The following is a 17,095-nucleotide window of genomic DNA, read 5'->3' on the forward strand; positions in this document are numbered from 1 at the left end:
TCAGTCCTCGGTGGCGAACGCCTGCAGGACCGCCGCGGCGGACTTCGCGACCAGGGCGTCGTCGTACTTCGCTGCCGGGTCGTTCCTGGTCGTCAGGACCGAGATGGTGATCTCGTGGCCGTCGGTCGTCGTGACGCGTGCGATGTCGTTGCGGATGCCGCCTGCGCCACCGGACTTGTCCGCCACCGTCCACCCCTTCGGCGCGCCGGCGCGGATGAGGGTGTCGCCCGTGGCGTTGCCGCTCATCCAGTCCTGGAGCTGCGCGGTGTCGGAGGCGTCCAGCGTGTGCCCGTCGAACACCCTCGCCAGGTCGGCGGTGAACGCTGCCGGGGTGGTCGTGTCCTCGGTGCTGCCGGGCTCGATCGTGTTGAGGGCCGGCTCGTCGTTGACCACCTGGGTCGTGGCGTCGCCGAGTTCGGTGAGGGCGTCGCCGAGTCCCTTCGGCCCGCCGATCCGCTTGAGGACGAGGTTGAGCGCCGTGTTGTCGCTCTGCCGGACCGCGGCCTCGGCCAGCTGCGAGTACGTCAGCCCGTCGGACACGTGCTGCTCCGTCACCGGGGAGTACCCCGCCGCCGTGACGTCGGCCGCGGTCCAGTGCACGCGTTCGTCACGGGCGGCACCGTGCACGGACCGCAGGAACTGCGCAGCTGCGAAGGCCTTGAGCGTGGACGCGTACCCGAAGCGGCGGTCGCCGTTGTGCGAGACGGTCTCGCCGGTCGTCGTGTCGGTCGCGACGATCCCGACGGTGGCGTCGTACTGCTGTTCGAGCGCCGCGAGGGCCTTCGCGACGGCGGCGCGGTCGGCCGGTGTGACGCTGGTCGCGGTCGGACTCGGCGTGCTGCTCACCGGGGCCGGCGTGCCCGTCGATCCGGGGCTGCCGCCGCTCGCGCACCCGACGAGCACGAGTGCAGCCGTCGCGGCGACGACGAGGGGCGAGCGGAGGTGGCGCATCCGCTCACCCTTCCTCGGCCGGCTGGGACCACGCCGCACGCGCCCACCATCAGCACGCTGAACGGCGAGCCCACCACCTCGCCGGAGCAGCGACCACGTCGTGGGTCTCGATGGTGGTCCGGGGCTGACCACCTCTTCACCGGACGACGAAGGGCCGCCCGATCCGGGCGGCCCTTCGTGCTTCCGAGCGAGTGACGGGAATCGAACCCGCGCTACCAGCTTGGGAAGCTGGAGTTCTACCATTGAACTACACTCGCGCACCCCGCTCAGCGGGACGACGCAAGCCTAGCGGATTCTCCGCTGGAAGCCAGCCGAGCGCCCACCGTGCGCCGCGTGGCGGACGCGATCCGAGCCTCCAGGCCGGCTGCCGCGGCGTCTCGTGGACGCGAGCCGGGCCCACCCGAGTCTCCGCTGTGAGCCCGCCCGCCTGACGGACAGGTGTCGTCCTCGTGTGTACCGTCCAGGTGGATCGAGCGTCCCGCCAACCCCGAGGAGGACCCGGATGGTCAGGCATCCCCTCATCGACGACGTGGTCGGCCCCGCCATCGTGGTCGAGTCCGCTTCGCCGGTGGTGTGGCTGACCGATGCGCTCGCCTCCCTGCTCCGACGTGCGTCCGAGTCCGGCCGCATGGTCGTGCTCCGCACCGGCCAGGAGGCATCCATCACCCCCGCCCTGCGGCACGCGCTGGGAGCACACGGGGCTGCGTGGGCCGTGGTCGCCACCGACGGCACGTTGCGTGACGGACGCACGGGGGTCGCTGCCTCCGGCATCGAGGACTTCGTCCGCCGCGGCCCCGAGCTCGTGGGCACCCAGTCGCCGGAACACCCCGTCGCGACGGACTCCGTGCGACAGATCAGCATCGACCTGACGCTCCGACACCACTCCGAGCGGGCGATCGACATCGGCTCCGCGATCGAGGCCCTGTGCGAAACGGTGGACACGTGCCCGACGCGCTGGGGTACCGCGGAGCCGCTCACCGTGCCGTGGGACCGCTGGGTCGTCACGCAGTACGCCAAGCACGAGGCGCCGGCGATCTCCACCTCGTACGCCGTGGGCGAAGGGTTCTCGGCGACCATGACCGCGCACCTGCTCGACGGGGTCGTCGTCGAGACGATGTCCGCCGTGCTGACCATCCCCGAGGACGGCGCAGACCCGGCCCTCGCGACGAAGCTGCTGGACGCGGTGCACCGTGTCGCGGACGACGTCGAGCCGGTGTTCGGCGTGGTGATGCAGCGTCGTGGAGACGCCGACCACCTCGTCCGCGCGGTGTCGCACGGCGAACCCACGCCCCTCGCGGTCGTCGTCGGACCAGAGGCGTCGCAGTTCCTCGACCGCGACGGCGTCTGGCCGCCACCGCGCACCACCACGTCGACGTTCGGCGGCGGCGGGCTCGTGGTGCGGTTCGACGACGGGTGGGAGGCGCTCGAGGCGTTCCTGGACCGCATCGACGAGGACCGCTTCCTGCACCTCGTCGGTGGCGCCCCGCTCGACCCGGCGCACGACGAGGGCACGCTCGACGGGCACGTCAGCGGTGGTTCTGGTTCGCACGCGTTCGGTGGTCACGGTGCCCCGTGACGTCACCCTGCTCTGCCGGGACGCAGTGGAGACGCGCGACGTCGCCGAGGCACTGCTCCTGCACGACGAGACCTGGGGTGTCCGGGCGCTCGACGACGGCCCGATGATGCAGGTCTGCCGGGACGCCACGCACCCGGTGATCACGGTGCTCGGGGTTCGGCGGGTGGACTCCCTCGACGAGGTCCAGCGGATCCTGCCAGACGCCCCGACCCTGTCCACGCCGTTGTGGTGGGTCGACACGGTGACCCCGGCGGGAGCGGACGGCGAGTCCGGCATCTCCGCTGCGCTCGAGGCCGCGCTGGACCTCGACGCGGTCTGCATCGTGCACGGCGACTGACCGACGCCGCGCGGTGCGCTGCGCGCACCCGCGCGGTGTCGCTGCGCCGATCCACCCCGCGCGTGTCCCCAGTTGTGGTGCGAACTCCGGTTTCGAGACCCGCGAGTACCCGATCCGGCTCTACGGTGTGAACACCCGAGCCGACGAGCCGGGCGCGCACGCTCCTCGTCGGCACCGCTCTTCTCACTGAACAGGGCTCCAGTGCGTACACAACCCCAGAAGCGTGCCGTCGCGCGCGCTCGCAGCATCCTCGCCGGCTTCGTGGTCGCCGGTCTCGCCGGTCTCGCGCTCGTGGGCGCGGGCGCGACCAGCGCGTCGGCCGCCGCTCCGGCGCAGACCACCTTCGTGCAGGAGGGCTTCACCGGCTCCACCGCCGGCAGCGGCTACATCCTGCCGGCGACGACGGCGTCCTCCGGGAACGTCGCGTGCCTCACCGCTCGCCCGTCGTCCGGCTCGAACACCGGCTCGATCCCCACGTGTTCCGACACGGCGGACATCGACGGCTCCGGCGCGCTCCGTCTGACCTCGAACGAGAACAACCAGTCCGGCGGGGTTGGCGCGAAGCAGTCGGTGCCGATCACCAAGGGCATCGACGCGGTCTTCAACAGCTACCAGTACAACGGCAACTCGGCCGACGGCATCGTGTTCTACCTGGCCGCGACGGACCCGTACAACCCGGCCGTCCCGGCGAAGATCGGGTACCTCGGCGGGTCGCTCGGGTACAGCGCGAGCGCCGCGAACGGCGCGCAGGGGCTGTCGCACGCCTACCTCGGCATCGGCCTCGACCGGTTCGGCAACTTCGCGAACCGCGACTTCGGCGGAACCGGCTGCACCGCCGACGCCGGGACGAACGGCACCCTGTACGCGAACGCCGTGACGGTGCGCGGCCCGGGCGACGGCTCCACCGGGTACTGCGTGCAGTCGAAGACCCAGGTCACCGGCTCGCTCAACAAGACCGGCGTCACCGACCGCGCCCAGGCGAAGGTCCCGGTCGAGATCGTCATCAACCCGACGTCGTCGACGCTGACCGCGCAGGAGAACACCTCGGTGTCCGTGCCGGCTGGTCAGTACGCGGTGGTCTTCACCTCCATCGGCGGCACGCAGCAGGTCGTCACGGGCGCACTGCCGAAGCTCGCGACGTCGGGGAACGCCGCGAACATCGACTCGTCGTGGATCGACCCCGCGACGGGCTACCCCTACAAGCTCACCTACGGCTGGGTCGCCGGCACCGGCGGGCAGAACGACATCCACGAGGTCAACTACCTCAAGACGACGACGGCCGCCGGTCCGGTGCCGGTGCTGACCGCCCAGACTGGAGGCACGACCAGCGTCGCGCACGCCGGCTCGGGCACCTACACGGTCACCCCGACCGTTTCCGCCGACGGCGGGTCGGAGTCGCAGCTCGTGCGCACCACGACCACCTTCCCCGCGGGCTTCACGCCCGCTGCCGCGACCGCGACCGGTGACGGTTGGACCTGCACCGCGTCCGGGCAGGTCGTCACGTGCGACCAGGCAGCGGCGAACCGGGCCCCCGGCACCGTCCTCCCGCAGCTGACGATCCCGTACACGGTGTCCGGCGCCACCCGCACCGCCACCGTGTCGACCGTCGTGGCATCGACGGACGCCGAGGCGATCACGATCACCCGCGCCGTCACCGTCGAGCCGCAGTCGAGCGCCGTCACGGTGTCCGAGGCGACCGCGACCGTGGGGGACCGCGCCACCCTGACCGCGACCGTGGCGTCGGGCGCAGCGCAGGGCGGCACCACGCCGACCGGCACCGTGACCTTCACCGACACGACGACGGGCTCGACGCTGTGCTCCGCGACGATCGCCTCCGGCGTCGCGTCCTGCACCGTCGCAACCTCCGAGGTCGGCACGCGGGGCATCACCGCGACGTACCAGGGTGACTCGGACCACACCGCTGCCAGCGGCACCGGATCGCTCGTCGTCTCGAAGGTCCCGACCGAGATCGCGCTGACCGCCGACCCGGGGTCCGCGGCGTACGGCGAGACCGTGACGCTCGGCGTCGACGGTCTCGAGGGCCAGGACGGCACGTTGGCCGCGCCGACCGGGACCGTCGAGTTCCGCGAGGGCGACACGGTCCTCTGCACCGCGACGCTCCCGGACACGAGCTGCGACGTCACCGGTCTCTCCGCCGGGAAGCACGCCGTCACGGCCGTCTACTCGGGCGACAGCCGGTACGCGGCGTCGACCGCGATGGCCGTGGACCTCACGGTGCGCAAGGCGTCGACGACGCTGACGCCGACTCCGTCGTCGCCGTCCGACCCGACGGACCCGTCCGTCCCGTCCGACACCACGGTGACGGTCACGCACGGCGAGACGACCACGCTCGACACCCCGAAGGTCCCGAAGGACGCCACGGGCACCATCGACTACGTCACGGACGACGGCACGGTCCTCTGCACCGCGACGCTGCCGGAGACCACGTGTGCGGTCCCGTCGAACCTCCCCGGTGGCAAGTACCGCGTGCACGCGAAGTACAGCGGCGACGACAACTACGAGCCGGCCGAGGGTGAGCCCTTCGACCTGGTCGTGACCGCGCAGCCGACCGAACTCGTGGCCTCCACGGACACCGCCCACACGGCCGTCGGCAAGAAGGTGCGCCTGAGTGCCTCCGGTCTGCCCGCGGGGGCGACCGGCACGGTGACGTTCACCGCGGCGGACGGTACGGTCCTGTGCACGGCCACGCTGCCGGAGACGAGCTGCGAGACCGACGCGCTGCCGGTCGGCACGAACACCGTCACGGTCGCGTACAGCGGGGACGCATCGTTCGCGGCGTCGAGCACCTCGCTCCAGGTCGTCGTCGACGCAGCCCCGGTCGCGGACCCGGGTACCGACCCGACCGCGTCGCCGTCGCACGCGCCGTCGGCCACCGGCGGCACGCCCCGCGCGGGAGAGCTCGCGTTCACCGGCTCGCCGCTCGCGATGGGCACGGGCATCGGCCTCGCGGCCGCCCTGCTCCTCGGCGGCCTGGTGCTGCTGATGATCCGGCGGACCCGCGCCGCCCGGGAGTCCGCGGAGTAACCGTCCGGGCACCGACCCACGAACCGCGCACCGTGCGACCCCCGCACGGTGCGCGGTTCTGCGTCCAGCGTCGGTCACGCCCCCGCGTTCGTCACACCACGGTCAGTCGCGGTCGTGCATCGCGGCGAGCCGCTCGTTGTACGCCTTGAGATCGGCGTCCCCGTCACGCTCGGCCTTGCGGTCCAGGCGCTTCGCGTCCCGGGAGTCCGACTTCACCCAGTTCCGCACCACGAGCAGCGCGACGAACACCATCGGGAGCTCGGACGCGCCCCATGCGATCCCGCCGCCCGTGTGCTGGTCGTCGAGGAGTGCCGCGTCGTTCGTCTGCCCGAGCGCGTGGAACCAGTCGAGCGCGAACACCGACTGCGAGGTCATCACCGCGACGCCGAAGAAGGCGTGGAAGGCCAGGGTCGCGAGCAGGGCGATGATGAGGATCGGGTACTGGGGGCGCTGCGGGCCCGGGTCGACACCGACGAACACCCAGAAGAACAGGTACCCGCTGAACACGAAGTGCACGATCATCGCGACGTGCCACTCGTGCGACTGCATGGCGTACTCGTACGCCGGCGTGAAGTAGAACACCACGAGGGAGCCCGCGAAGATCACCCCGGCGACGGCCGGCCGCGCCAGGAACTGCATGTACCGCGAGTGCGTGAACAGCATGAGCCACTCACGGGCACCGCGCGAGCCGTCGTTCCGCACCGGCAGGGTCCGCAGTGCGAGGAGCACCGGGCCGCCGAGCACGAGCGGCAGCGGCACGAACATCATCAGCAGCATGTGCTGGAGCATGTGCGACGAGAAGTGGATCATCCCGTAGACCGCGGGTCCCGCCGAGGTCGTCCAGATGAACAGCGCACAGCCGAGCAGCCACGCGATCGTTCGTCCGACGGGCCACTTGTCGCCGCGCTTCCGGAGCTTCCGGACAGCGAGCAGGTACCAGCCGGCACCGACGACCGCGAGCGCGAGCCACACCCAGTCGATGTGCCACTCGGTCAGGTACGTCTGCACGGTCTGGGCCGGCGGGTACGGGAAGCCGATGAGGCCGGAACGGGTGTCCTCGCCGGTCTCCGGCGTCTGCGGGATCGGCGGCTGGGACCGGGAGACGGCGACCGAGACGCCGATGGCCACGGCCATGAACACGACCTCGGCCAGGGCGAACCGGGTGAACGACCGCCGGTCGAGCGGGGAGCGGAGCAGGGCGGGGACGAGCCGGCGACGCTGCACGACCCCGGCGAGCCCGAGCAGCACGAGGATCACGGCCTTCACCGTGATGAGCCACCCGTACGTCGTGGTGAAGAGGTCGAGCGGGCCGGTCAGCCGGAGCGAGGCGTTCACGATGCCCGAGAACGCGACGGCCGCGAACGCCCACCCGGCGAGGGTCGAGTAGCGCGAGACGACCCGGCCGGTGGCGCCCTTCGTCCGGGTGCGCAGGACGAGCACGGCGACGAGGCCGCCCGCCCACACGCACACCGCGACGAGGTGCACCGCGAGCGAGTTCACCGCGTTCGCGTGCTCGAGTGAGCCGGCTGCGTGCCCGGAGAGCGCGAGGGGGAGCAGCGCGAAGAGCCCGGCGACCGTGGCGACGGCGAGCGTCGTGACCCGGGTGGCGAAGGCCGCGACGACGGTCGCGACGAGGATCGCCGCCGCGGACACCACGAGCGCCTGCCCGATCTCCACCTGGAACGCGAAGAGCATGAAGTTCCGCGCGAACACCGGGCTGGTGAGCGGGACGCCGAGGGTGTTCGCCCCCGTGAAGACGATGCTCACGACCGCGGCGAGGAACCACACCGCACCGGTGGCAGCCGCCCAGCGCGACGCCCGGTGCTGCACGCTCGACATCGCGCCGTGGTCCTTCTTCTGCGCCGGCAGCGCGAACGCCCCGACGACGAGGAGCCCGATCGTCAGCGCCGCCATCGTGTCGTGCACGACCCGCGCGACGGGCAGGCCGTACTCGACGAGGTCGCCCGCGGACACCAGCTGCTGGTTCGCGGTGAACGCTCCCGTGAGCGTCAGCCCGAGGATCGAGCACGCGACCGCGAGCGGGATCGCGATGACGAGGACCGTCGCGACGGTGGACGTGCGCGCGGTGACGGGCGCGGATTCCGGCGCCGCGCCTCCAGGCTGGGTTTCGGGTGACGTGACGGTCATGACCGTCCAATGGTAGGCGTCTCGGCTGGGCCCACGCCGCCGGTTCCTGAGCGACGCGCCAGCGGCGGTCAGGCCGTGCCGGTGGGGAGAGTCGCCGGATCCGGCTGCGGTCCGCCTCGGGTCGCGTCGTCAGACGCGGCGCTCCCAGATCCCCTCGCTGCCGACACCCACGAACCCGACCGCCTCGTTGACGTCGAGCATCGGCCGGTTCTCCTCGGCGTTGAACGTGATGATCGACGGCCGACCCGGGAAGTCTCGTTCCACGTGCTCGATGCCGGCCACCTTGAGGAGCCAGCCGAGCCGGTGCCCGCGGTGCTCCCGGAGGACGAGGGTGTCCCACTGCATGACCGCACGGGCCGGGTCGTCCGGCACGGCCAGCTGCGTGAAACCGGCCAGGGTGGCGCTCGGCACGTGCTCCACCGCGACCGTGAGCATCGTCCGCGGCGCTCGGGCGAGCTCCGCCTCGTGCTCCCGCAGCCGTTCGGCGGTCCAGACGTCCTCCGGCTCGTCCATGTCGCCGTTCGGGGCGTCCGTGCTCATCCGCGTCTCGAGCAGCGCGAGCCCGTCCAGCCACTGCTCGGGCGTCCGCCCGGTCCAGGCGTGCACGCGGTAGTCCGGACCCGCGGCCGCCACCGCGCGGTCGTGGAGCTCCCGGACGACCGAGTGGTCCGTCGGCAGGCCGAGTCGGCTGATCCGGTTGACCTGCCCGAACCGCCAACCGCGTCCGGTGAGGAACCGCACGCCGGCCTCGTCGGCGGGAACCGCGCCGAACCCCGTCGGTGCCGCGACGAAGTCGTGCCCCGACGCCGGCCCGACCTGCCGGGACACCGCGTACGTCTTCCACTGCGTGCGGCCCTCGGCGTGGGCGAGCTGCTCGAGGTGGTCCGCGAGCAGCGTGCCGACGCCGCGGCGTTGGTGCTCGGGGGCGACGCCGATCGCGATCCAGCAGTTCGGCGTCCCCGGGGCCTGCTTCGTGTCGTACGAGCCCGCGGCCACGACGGCACCCGCGGCGTCGCGCACCACGAAGAGTCGGCTCGGCGCCTCGGGCTCGTGGCACATCGGGAGGTACTCCTCGGGCTTCCACGACAGCTCGGTCAGCCCGTGCACCGCGACCTCGGCAGCGTCGGACACCGTGAGCCACTCGCAGAAGGCCTGCACCTTCGCGGGGTCGTCGTCCATGGTGGCGGGCACGTCGAGTTCGTGCACGGTGTACGCGGTCATGTCGGTTCCTCCCGGCAGTGTGACGCCGCCCGACGCTGGACAGCCTCGCAGCATATCGAGCCGGCCGCGGGGCCGCTAGGCTTCTGCGCGTGCTGCTCTCCGACCGCGACATCACCGCCCAGCTCGCCGAAGGCCGGATCGGGCTCGACCCGTACGACGCCTCGCTCGTCCAGCCCTCGAGCATCGACGTCCGGCTCGACAAGTTCTTCCGGCTGTTCGACAACCACAAGTACCCGCACATCGACCCCGCGGTGGACCAGCCCGACCTGACCCGTCTGGTGGAGACCGACCCCGACGAGGCGTTCGTGCTGCATCCGGGGGAGTTCGTCCTCGGCTCGACGTACGAGGTCGTCACGCTGCCCGACGACATCGCGGCCCGGTTGGAGGGAAAGAGCTCGCTCGGACGCCTCGGGCTCCTCACCCACTCGACCGCCGGCTTCATCGACCCGGGCTTCTCCGGGCACGTGACCCTCGAGCTGTCGAACGTGGCGACCCTGCCGATCAAGCTCTGGCCGGGCATGAAGATCGGCCAGCTCTGCTTCTTCCAGCTGTCGAGCCCCGCCGAGAAGCCGTACGGTTCGGCCGAGTACCAGTCGCGGTACCAGGGGCAGCGCGGGCCGACGCCGTCCCGCTCGGCGCAGAACTTCCTGCGGACGGACGTGTCCCGCCGCCCGTAGGCCTCAGCTCGCGGGACGAAATGTCGATACAAAATTTCGCACGCTGTGTATCGTGACAGCATGTCCGCAGTTCTCCCCAGGCCCGCGCCACCGGTGTCGGCGGCCGAGCTCATCCGCGATGCCCGCCAGCGCGCCGAGCTGACCCAGGTGCAGCTCGCCGTGCGGGCCGGCGTCACGCAGAGCGTCATCAGCACCTACGAGAACGGTCGTCGCGAGCCGTCCCTCGTGGCGCTCCAACGGTTGCTGCTCGCCGCGGGCTTCACGACGGTGATCGACCTGCTCCCCGTCGAGGAACCGCAGCCCCTCCGCGACCGGGTGACCGCGGTCCGGCAGGAGCTCCGCGCGATCGTCCACCGCTTCGGCGGGCGCGACCCACGGTTGTTCGGCAGCGTCGCCCGTGGCGAGGAGGGCCCGAGCAGCGACGTCGACCTCATGGTGGACCTCGAGCCGGGTCTCGGGATCTTCGCGCTCATGCGGATCCAGGACGCGGCCGAACAGCTCCTCGGCGTCCGGGTCGACGTCGTGGACGCCGCGGGGATGGGCATCGATGCCGTCCGGGATGCGGTCCCGCTGTGAGCCGCGACGTCGGTGACCGCCTCGACGACGTCATCCGCGCGTGCGGGGTGATCCGCCGGTACGTGGACGACGACACGTTGCCGGAGGACCTGGTCTACGACGCGGTCCGGATGCGACTGGTCGAGATCGGCGAGGCCGTGCGGATGCTCCCGAGCGCCGTGACGTCCGCCGAGCCGGGCATCCCGTGGTCGCGGGTCTCGCTGTTGGGGGAGCGGCTCACCCGTCGCTACTTCGACACGACCCCGGCGGTGGTGTTCGGGACGGCACGGGTGGACGTGCCCTCGCTGTGCGAGGCGGTGCGCCGCCTGCGGGCTGCGCACGGGTGAGACGGCCTGGAGGCGCGTGGCGGGGCCGCACCGTGCCTCCAGGCCGTCACCGGGTCGCGTCGCGGACGCGGGACGACCCCGTCTCGCCGAGGCGAGACGGGGTCGTCGGGGTGTCACTCGAAGAAGATCGGCGGCGGGCCGCCCGCTCCGACCACGCTCGGCTCCCACCGGTGTTCAGCCTGGTAGACGGGGTACCCGGGGTTGGCCTGCTTCACGGTCGTCACGTAGTTGTTGCTCTTCTTCCAATCCGTGTGGTAGACCTTCCCACCGGTCACCGTGTACCACTGGCGAACGTAGACGTGGAGGGCCCCCTTGCAGTTGGAGGCAACGGTGTCTGCGCCGCCGTTCGTCGACGAGTGCCCGACGGCGGAACCGCCCGGGCACGGCTGCGAACTCGTCCCCACGGCCTGCGCCGGGAGGGCCCCCATCCCCACGATGACTCCTGCCGCTGCGGCGACGGCCGCGAGCTTGGTGAGCATTTTCATTTCGATCCCCTTTGATCTTTCGATGAAACCTCATCTGGGTCGAAAGTAGCCCAGCGCAACATGCCGCGCAGTCCGCGCTTGGCGGGACCGCTCGCGTACCCCGCGCAACGAGAACGGGCCCCACCTCGATGAGGTGGGGCCCGTTCTCTCAGGAGGGACTACTGACCTGCCTTCGCGAGGTCTTCGAGGGTGCTGTTGCCCTTGTAGGCCTCGACCGCGTTCTCCTTGGTGACGAGGATCGGGGTGAGCTCGATCGCCGGGACCGTCTTGACGCCGTTGTAGTTGTTCGTCTTGTCGATCTTGGTGTCGGGCTTGTCGCCCTTCGAGAGCGTCGTGACGAGGTCAACGGCCGCCTGGGCCTCTTCGGTCGTGTTCTTGTAGATCGTCGAGTACTGCTCGCCCTTCATGATGAGCGGGATCGACGCGGTCTCGGAGTCCTGACCGGTGACGACGGGGTTGTCCTTGCCGGCGGCCTTCGTCGCGGTGAGGATCGCACGAGCGAGGGTGTCGTTCGGCGACAGGACGCCGTCGAGCTTGGTGTCGCCCGAGTAGTACTGCGACAGGAGGTCGGTCATGCGCGACTGGGCCTTCTGCGCGAGCCAGCCCTGCGTGTTGACCTTGCCGAACGTGGTCTGGCCGGAGACGACCTTGAGCGTTCCGTCGGCGATCTTCGGCTTGAGGACGCTCATCGCACCGTTGAAGAAGACCGTCGCGTTCGCGTCGTCCGGCGAACCGGCGAAGAGCTCGACGTTGTACGGTCCGCTGCCCTTCTTCTCCTTGAGGCCCTGCAGCAGCGCGTTCGCCTGGAGCTGGCCGACCTTGTAGTTGTTGAAGGCGACGTAGTAGTCGACGTTCTTCGTGTTGAGGATGTTGCGGTCCCAGGCGATGACGGTGGTGCCCTTCGCCTTCGCGGCCTTCACCTGCGAGCCGAGCTGCGAACCGTCGGCAGCGCCGATGATGATGACCTTCGCGCCCTTGGTGAGCATCGTCGAGATCTGGCCCTGCTGGTCCGGGACGGGGCCGTCGGCCTTCGCGTACTGGATGTCGGCCTTGAAGCCGGCCTTCTCGATCGACTTCTCGAACGCGGCGCCCGCGAGCACCCAGTTCTGCGAGGTCTTGGCCGGGAGCGCCACACCGATGAGGTCGCCCTTCTTGATCGCCGTGCTCGAGTCCGAGCCGGAGGAGTCACGAGCCGAGCAGCCGCTGAGGGCGAGGCCCGCGACGAGTGCCAGGCCGATGCCGGCGATGAGCTTCTTGCGCATGTGATTGCTTTCTCTTCGTTGAGGAGTGGTGCTGTGGTGAGGGGTTCGTGCGCCCGGGTCGCCCCGGGCGCCACGTCTTTACTGGGTGTTGACCTTCTCCGGCTGGTCCTGGATGGACTGCGGCTGCTGCGCTGCCACGGTGTTCTGCTCCGTGTCCTTGCGCTGGAACTGCCGCATCATGCCGCCGATGAGCGACGGGCGGCCCTGGGACTTCGAGTAGACGTCGAAGGCCACCGCGATGAGGAGGACGAGACCACGGATGATCTGCACCTTGTTCGACTCGATGCCCATGAGCTGGAGACCGTTCGACAGCAGCGCCATCACGAGACCACCGATGATCGACCCGGAGATCGTCCCGATGCCACCCGCGACCGCAGCGCCACCGACGAACACGGCAGCGATCGCGTCGAGCTCCCAGCCGGTGCCGTCAGCCGGACCCGAGGCGTTCGAGTAGCCGACGAAGACCATGCCGGCGATCGCCGCGAGGACGGACATGTTCGCCATGACGAAGAAGTTCACCTTGCGGGCGCTGACGCCGGAGAGGACCGCGGCGCTCGCGTTGCCGCCGACCGCGTAGACCTGGCGCCCGAAGATCGTGTTCTTCGTGATGAAGCCGTAGATGATCGTGAGGACACCGAGGATGATCGCGACGATCGGGATCGAGGTGCCCACCGGGCCGGCGCCGAACAGGTACGTCGCGACGAGCGTGACGGCGACGAGGACGCCCGTGCGGACGATCGACACCCAGAGCGGCGGGACCTCGGCCTGCATCTTCTTGCGACGGTTGCGACCGCGGACCTCGATGACGATGAGCGCGATGATGGTGGCGAGGCCGATGAGCAGCGTGCCGTTCGAGTAGTTCGTGTTCGGTCCGAAGTCAGGCAGGAAGCCCGCACCGATCGCGTTGTAGTCGTTCGGCGTCGGCACCGACGTGGACTGACCGATGATCTGGTTCGCACCGCGGAAGATGAGCTGACCGGCGAGCGTCACGATGAACGCGGGGACCCGGACGAACGCGACCCAGAAGCCCTGCCAGGCGCCGACGAGGGCACCGACAGCGAGGCCGAGGATGATCGCGGCCCACGCCGGCCAGTGCCACACGGACATCGACTGCGCGACGATGATGCCGACGAACGCCGCGACCGAACCGACCGACAGGTCGATGTGGCCCGCGATGATCACCATCACCATGCCGAGCGCGAGGATGAGGATGTAGGAGTACTGCAGGAACAGGTTGATGACGTTCGTCGGCTCGAGGATCAGGCCGTTCGTCGTGATCGAGAAGAAGATCACGATCGCGATCAACGCGATGATCATGCCGTACTGGCCGATGCTGTTGCCCTTGCCGAACAGCAGTTTCAGGTTCTTCATGAGACGGGAGCGCCCTTCCGCGCGGAGGTCATGCTGCGCATGAGCGTTTCTGGATCGGCCTGTTCCGAGGGGATGTCGGCCGTGATCTGGCCCTCGAAGATCGTGTAGATCCGGTCGGAGAGGCCGAGGAGTTCGGGGAGCTCCGAGGAGATGAGGATGATGCCCTTCCCCTCCGCCGCGAGCTGCTGGATGATGCCGTAGATCTCGAACTTCGCGCCCACGTCGATGCCGCGGGTCGGTTCGTCGAGGATCAGGATGTCCGGGTCGGTGAACATCCACTTCGACAGGACGACCTTCTGCTGGTTCCCGCCGGAGAGCTTCCCGACGTTCTCCTCGACGGTGGGCACCTTCGTGCGGAGCAGCTTCCGGTACTTCTCGGCGACGTTGTACTCCTCGAGGGAGTCCACGACGCCGGCCTTCGAGATCTTCTGGAGATCAGCTGCAACCGTCGACCGCTTGACGGTGTCGAGCAGGTTCAGGCCGAGCGCCTTCCGGTCCTCTGACACGTAACCGATGCCGTGCTGGATCGCCTGCTGGACGGTGGTGACCTTGATCTCCTCGCCGTCCTTGATGATCTCGCCGCCGAGCCAGGTGCCGTACGAGCGACCGAAGATGCTCATCGCGAGCTCGGTGCGGCCGGCGCCCATCAGGCCCGCGAAGCCGACGATCTCGCCGCGCTTCACGTGGAAGTTCGAGTTCTTGCAGACCAGGCGCGACGCGTCGAGCGGGTGCTGGACGGTCCAGTCGCGGACCTCGAAGAAGGTCTCACCGATCTTCGGCGTGCGGTCCGGGAAGCGCGACTCGAGCGAGCGGCCGACCATCCCGCGGATGATGCGGTCCTCGTTGACGCCGTCGCCCTTGACGTTCAGCGTCTCGATGGTCTTGCCGTCGCGGATGATCGTGATCTCGTCGGCGATCTGCTCGATCTCGTTCAGCTTGTGGCTGATGATGATGCTCGAGATGCCCTTGGCCTTCAGCCCGACGATGAGGTCGAGGAGGTGCTGCGAGTCGTTCTCGTTCAGGGCCGCGGTCGGCTCGTCGAGGATGAGGAGCTTGACGTCCTTGTGCAGGGCCTTGGCGATCTCGACGAGCTGCTGCTTGCCGACGCCGATGCTCTTGATCTGGGTGTCCGGGTCGTCGCTCAGGCCGACGCGGGCGAGCAGGTCCTGGGCGCGGAGCTGGGCGGAGGTCCAGTCGATGACGCCGAACTTGCCGGGCTCGTTGCCGAGGAACAGGTTCTCGGTGATCGACAGCTCGGGGATGAGCGCGAGCTCCTGGTGGATGATCACGATGCCCGACTGCTCGGACTGCTTGATGTCCTTGAACCGGACCTCTTCGCCCTCGAAGACGATCTCGCCCTCGTAGGTGCCGTACGGGTAGACGCCGGACAGGACCTTCATGAGGGTCGACTTGCCCGCGCCGTTCTCGCCGCAGATCGCGTGGATCTCGCCGGCACGGACGCTGAGCGAGACGTCGGACAGCGCCTTCACACCAGGGAACTCCTTGGTGATCGAGCGCATCTCGAGGATCGTCTCGGGTGCGGTGATCGACCGGGTCTCGAGGCCGGTGTCGATCGGGGTTGACGCCACGGTGCATCTCCTTCTGCCGCTGCGATGCGGCAGTCCTTCGGGTGGTTCTGCCAGCGGCAGCGAAGGGCACAGGAGGCCTGTGTGGACTTCGTTGTCGCGTCCGGTGTCCTGTCGTGTGGCGGTCCATGTGACCGTTCACATCGGCGGAACGGAGGTAATACTACGCACGGGATCGGCGCGGCTGTCAATTCGGATTGGTCGCGTTTGTGTAACGGCCCGCGTGATCTGGCGGATGGCACCCGCGCACGTCCCCCGCGTTGGGGTACCCAGGTGACGCCATTCCGGTCTGGAGGCGCGTGGCGGCGCCGCCACGCGCCTCCAGTCCGCCCGTGGCTGCGCTGGTGCGCTCAGCGCTTGCGGGGTGCGCTCGTGGAGCCGCGCACGACGAGCTGGGGGACGATGTCGATCGGACGCAGTGCCGCGTCGTCCTCGCCCGGCAGGAGCAGGTCCACGCACCGCCGGCCGAGCTCGGCGAAGTCGACCTGCACCGTGGTGAGCGGCGGCCAGAAGTGCTTCGCCTCGGGGATGTCGTCGTAGCCCACGACGGACAGGTCCCCCGGGACGTCGAGGCCGTACGAGCGTGCCGCGTGCATGACGCCGAGCGCCATCTGGTCGTTCGAGCAGAAGACCGCGGTGCAGTCCCGCCAGCGCAGGAGCTCGCGGCCGGCGTGGTAGCCGAAGTCGGCGGTCCAGTCCCCGAGGATCGGCGGCGCCACGGGCATGTCGCGGTCGGACATCTCCCGCAGGAACCCCTGCATGCGGGCGTCAGCCTCGATCCAGTCCTGCGGCCCCGCGATGTGCCGGACGTACTCGTGGCCGAGGTCGAGCAGGTGGGCCGTGGCCAGTCGGGCGCCCTCCATCTGGTCGACCCAGAGCGCCGTCGGGTCCTCGCCCACGCTCGCGCGCATCGTGACGTACGGCGTGCGGATGCCGAGTTCCTCGATGAGGTCGAACACCTTCTGCTGCGGCGCGATCACCACGATGCCCTCGACGTCGAGGTCGAGCAACCGCTGGATGCTCTCGCGGACCGCTTCGTCCGTCGTCTCCGTGAGGGTCGAGGTGGTGACGTTGAACCCGCGTGTGACAGCGGCGTCCTCGATGGCCTGCAGCGCGACCGCCGGACCGTAGTGCGCGCGGCGGGCCGTGAGCACGCCGATGGTGTGCGTGCGGCTCGTGACCAGCGCCCGCGCCGCCCGGTTCGGTCGGTACTGCAGCTGCTCCATCGCCGCGAGGACGCGGTCCCGGGTCTCCGCCCGGATGGCGTCCGAGTTGTTGAGCACGCGGGAGACGGTCTGGTGGGAGACCCCGGCGATCCGCGCGACGTCGCGGATGCTGGGCGACCGCGGTTGCTGTGTCCGCGTCGACGCCATTGCTACTCGTTTCTCGCCCGGGGCCGAAGCACGCCGATGTGCACGTTCACATTCCGAGCCAGATCATTATGCACACCTCGACGATCCGCGCCACCTGAGTCGTGGATCCCGCGACGGATGGGTCACGCTGCACGTCGTGTCCGGGACACCGCCGGTGCCGG

Annotated in this window: 14 protein-coding genes and 1 tRNA gene; 6 read left to right on the forward strand and 9 right to left on the reverse strand. The window is 69.9% G+C overall.

Annotation, left to right across the window (positions count from 1 at the left end; translation table 11 throughout):
• Entirely contained in the window at positions 1-951 is a 951-nt protein-coding gene (gene bla, locus FS532_RS17255) for a class A beta-lactamase (protein ID WP_144757032.1), read from the reverse strand.
• A 186-nt stretch (positions 952-1,137) separates the two neighbouring features.
• Positions 1,138-1,208: transfer RNA gene (locus tag FS532_RS17260), tRNA-Gly, on the reverse strand.
• A 245-nt stretch (positions 1,209-1,453) separates the two neighbouring features.
• On the opposite strand from FS532_RS17260, the gene FS532_RS17265 reads away from it, so the two are divergent.
• From FS532_RS17265 to FS532_RS17275, 3 genes are all read left to right on the forward strand, one after another.
• On the forward strand, positions 1,454-2,527 hold the full coding sequence (locus tag FS532_RS17265; RefSeq protein WP_144757034.1) for a DUF6177 family protein: 1,074 nt from the start codon (positions 1,454-1,456) through the stop codon (positions 2,525-2,527).
• Positions 2,517-2,864: a hypothetical protein gene (locus FS532_RS17270; RefSeq protein ID WP_144757036.1), complete on the forward strand. Its 348-nt coding sequence runs from the start codon at positions 2,517-2,519 to the stop codon at positions 2,862-2,864. The genes FS532_RS17265 and FS532_RS17270 overlap by 11 nt, the downstream gene beginning before the upstream one ends.
• Positions 2,865-3,065: 201 nt before the next feature.
• Positions 3,066-5,909 carry an Ig-like domain repeat protein gene (locus FS532_RS17275; RefSeq protein WP_144757038.1) on the forward strand — a complete coding sequence of 948 codons (2,844 nt, stop codon included), beginning with the start codon at positions 3,066-3,068 and terminating at the stop codon, positions 5,907-5,909.
• Positions 5,910-6,011: 102 nt separating this feature from the next.
• On the opposite strand, the gene FS532_RS17280 is transcribed toward FS532_RS17275, so the two are convergent.
• A complete protein-coding gene (locus FS532_RS17280) occupies positions 6,012-8,057 on the reverse strand; it encodes a cytochrome c oxidase assembly protein (protein WP_144757040.1) in 2,046 nt (681 codons plus the stop codon).
• Positions 8,058-8,186: 129 nt separating this feature from the next.
• Positions 8,187-9,278: a GNAT family N-acetyltransferase gene (locus FS532_RS17285; RefSeq protein WP_186322115.1), complete on the reverse strand. Its 1,092-nt coding sequence runs from the start codon at positions 9,276-9,278 to the stop codon at positions 8,187-8,189.
• Between the two features lie 89 nt (positions 9,279-9,367).
• Here FS532_RS17285 and dcd point away from each other — a divergent pair, with 89 nt between their 5' ends.
• From dcd to FS532_RS17300, 3 genes are read left to right on the forward strand one after another with little or no spacing between them, the layout of a single operon-like run.
• Positions 9,368-9,955: a dCTP deaminase gene (gene dcd / locus FS532_RS17290; protein WP_079237998.1), complete on the forward strand. Its 588-nt coding sequence runs from the start codon at positions 9,368-9,370 to the stop codon at positions 9,953-9,955.
• 60 nt (positions 9,956-10,015) lie between these two features.
• Positions 10,016-10,531, forward strand: coding sequence for an XRE family transcriptional regulator (locus tag FS532_RS17295; protein WP_144757044.1), 516 nt, complete (start codon positions 10,016-10,018; stop codon positions 10,529-10,531).
• Entirely contained in the window at positions 10,528-10,857 is a 330-nt protein-coding gene (locus tag FS532_RS17300; protein ID WP_144757046.1) for a HepT-like ribonuclease domain-containing protein, read from the forward strand. The genes FS532_RS17295 and FS532_RS17300 overlap by 4 nt, the downstream gene beginning before the upstream one ends.
• Positions 10,858-10,970: 113 nt before the next feature.
• On the opposite strand, the gene FS532_RS17305 is transcribed toward FS532_RS17300, so the two are convergent.
• The 5 genes from FS532_RS17305 to FS532_RS17325 form a co-directional block, all read right to left on the reverse strand.
• The gene (locus FS532_RS17305) at positions 10,971-11,342 is read right to left on the reverse strand and encodes a hypothetical protein (protein WP_144757048.1); all 372 of its coding nucleotides are present in this window, start codon (positions 11,340-11,342) and stop codon (positions 10,971-10,973) included.
• Positions 11,343-11,500: 158 nt separating this feature from the next.
• A complete protein-coding gene (locus FS532_RS17310; RefSeq protein ID WP_144757050.1) occupies positions 11,501-12,604 on the reverse strand; it encodes a substrate-binding domain-containing protein in 1,104 nt (367 codons plus the stop codon).
• Positions 12,605-12,682: 78 nt separating this feature from the next.
• Complete coding sequence (gene mmsB / locus FS532_RS17315) at positions 12,683-13,975, reverse strand: multiple monosaccharide ABC transporter permease (protein WP_144757052.1); 1,293 nt, start codon at positions 13,973-13,975, stop codon at positions 12,683-12,685.
• Positions 13,972-15,495 (reverse strand): multiple monosaccharide ABC transporter ATP-binding protein, encoded by a 1,524-nt coding sequence (gene mmsA, locus FS532_RS17320; RefSeq protein WP_186322120.1) that lies wholly within the window; start codon positions 15,493-15,495, stop codon positions 13,972-13,974. The genes mmsB and mmsA overlap by 4 nt, the downstream gene beginning before the upstream one ends.
• A 416-nt stretch (positions 15,496-15,911) precedes the next feature.
• Positions 15,912-16,934: a LacI family DNA-binding transcriptional regulator gene (locus FS532_RS17325; protein WP_144757054.1), complete on the reverse strand. Its 1,023-nt coding sequence runs from the start codon at positions 16,932-16,934 to the stop codon at positions 15,912-15,914.
• Between the last annotated feature and the right edge of the window lie 161 nt (positions 16,935-17,095).

The organism is Curtobacterium pusillum, assembly GCF_007673235.1.
GTDB classification, from domain to species: Bacteria; Actinomycetota; Actinomycetes; order Actinomycetales; family Microbacteriaceae; genus Curtobacterium; species Curtobacterium pusillum_C.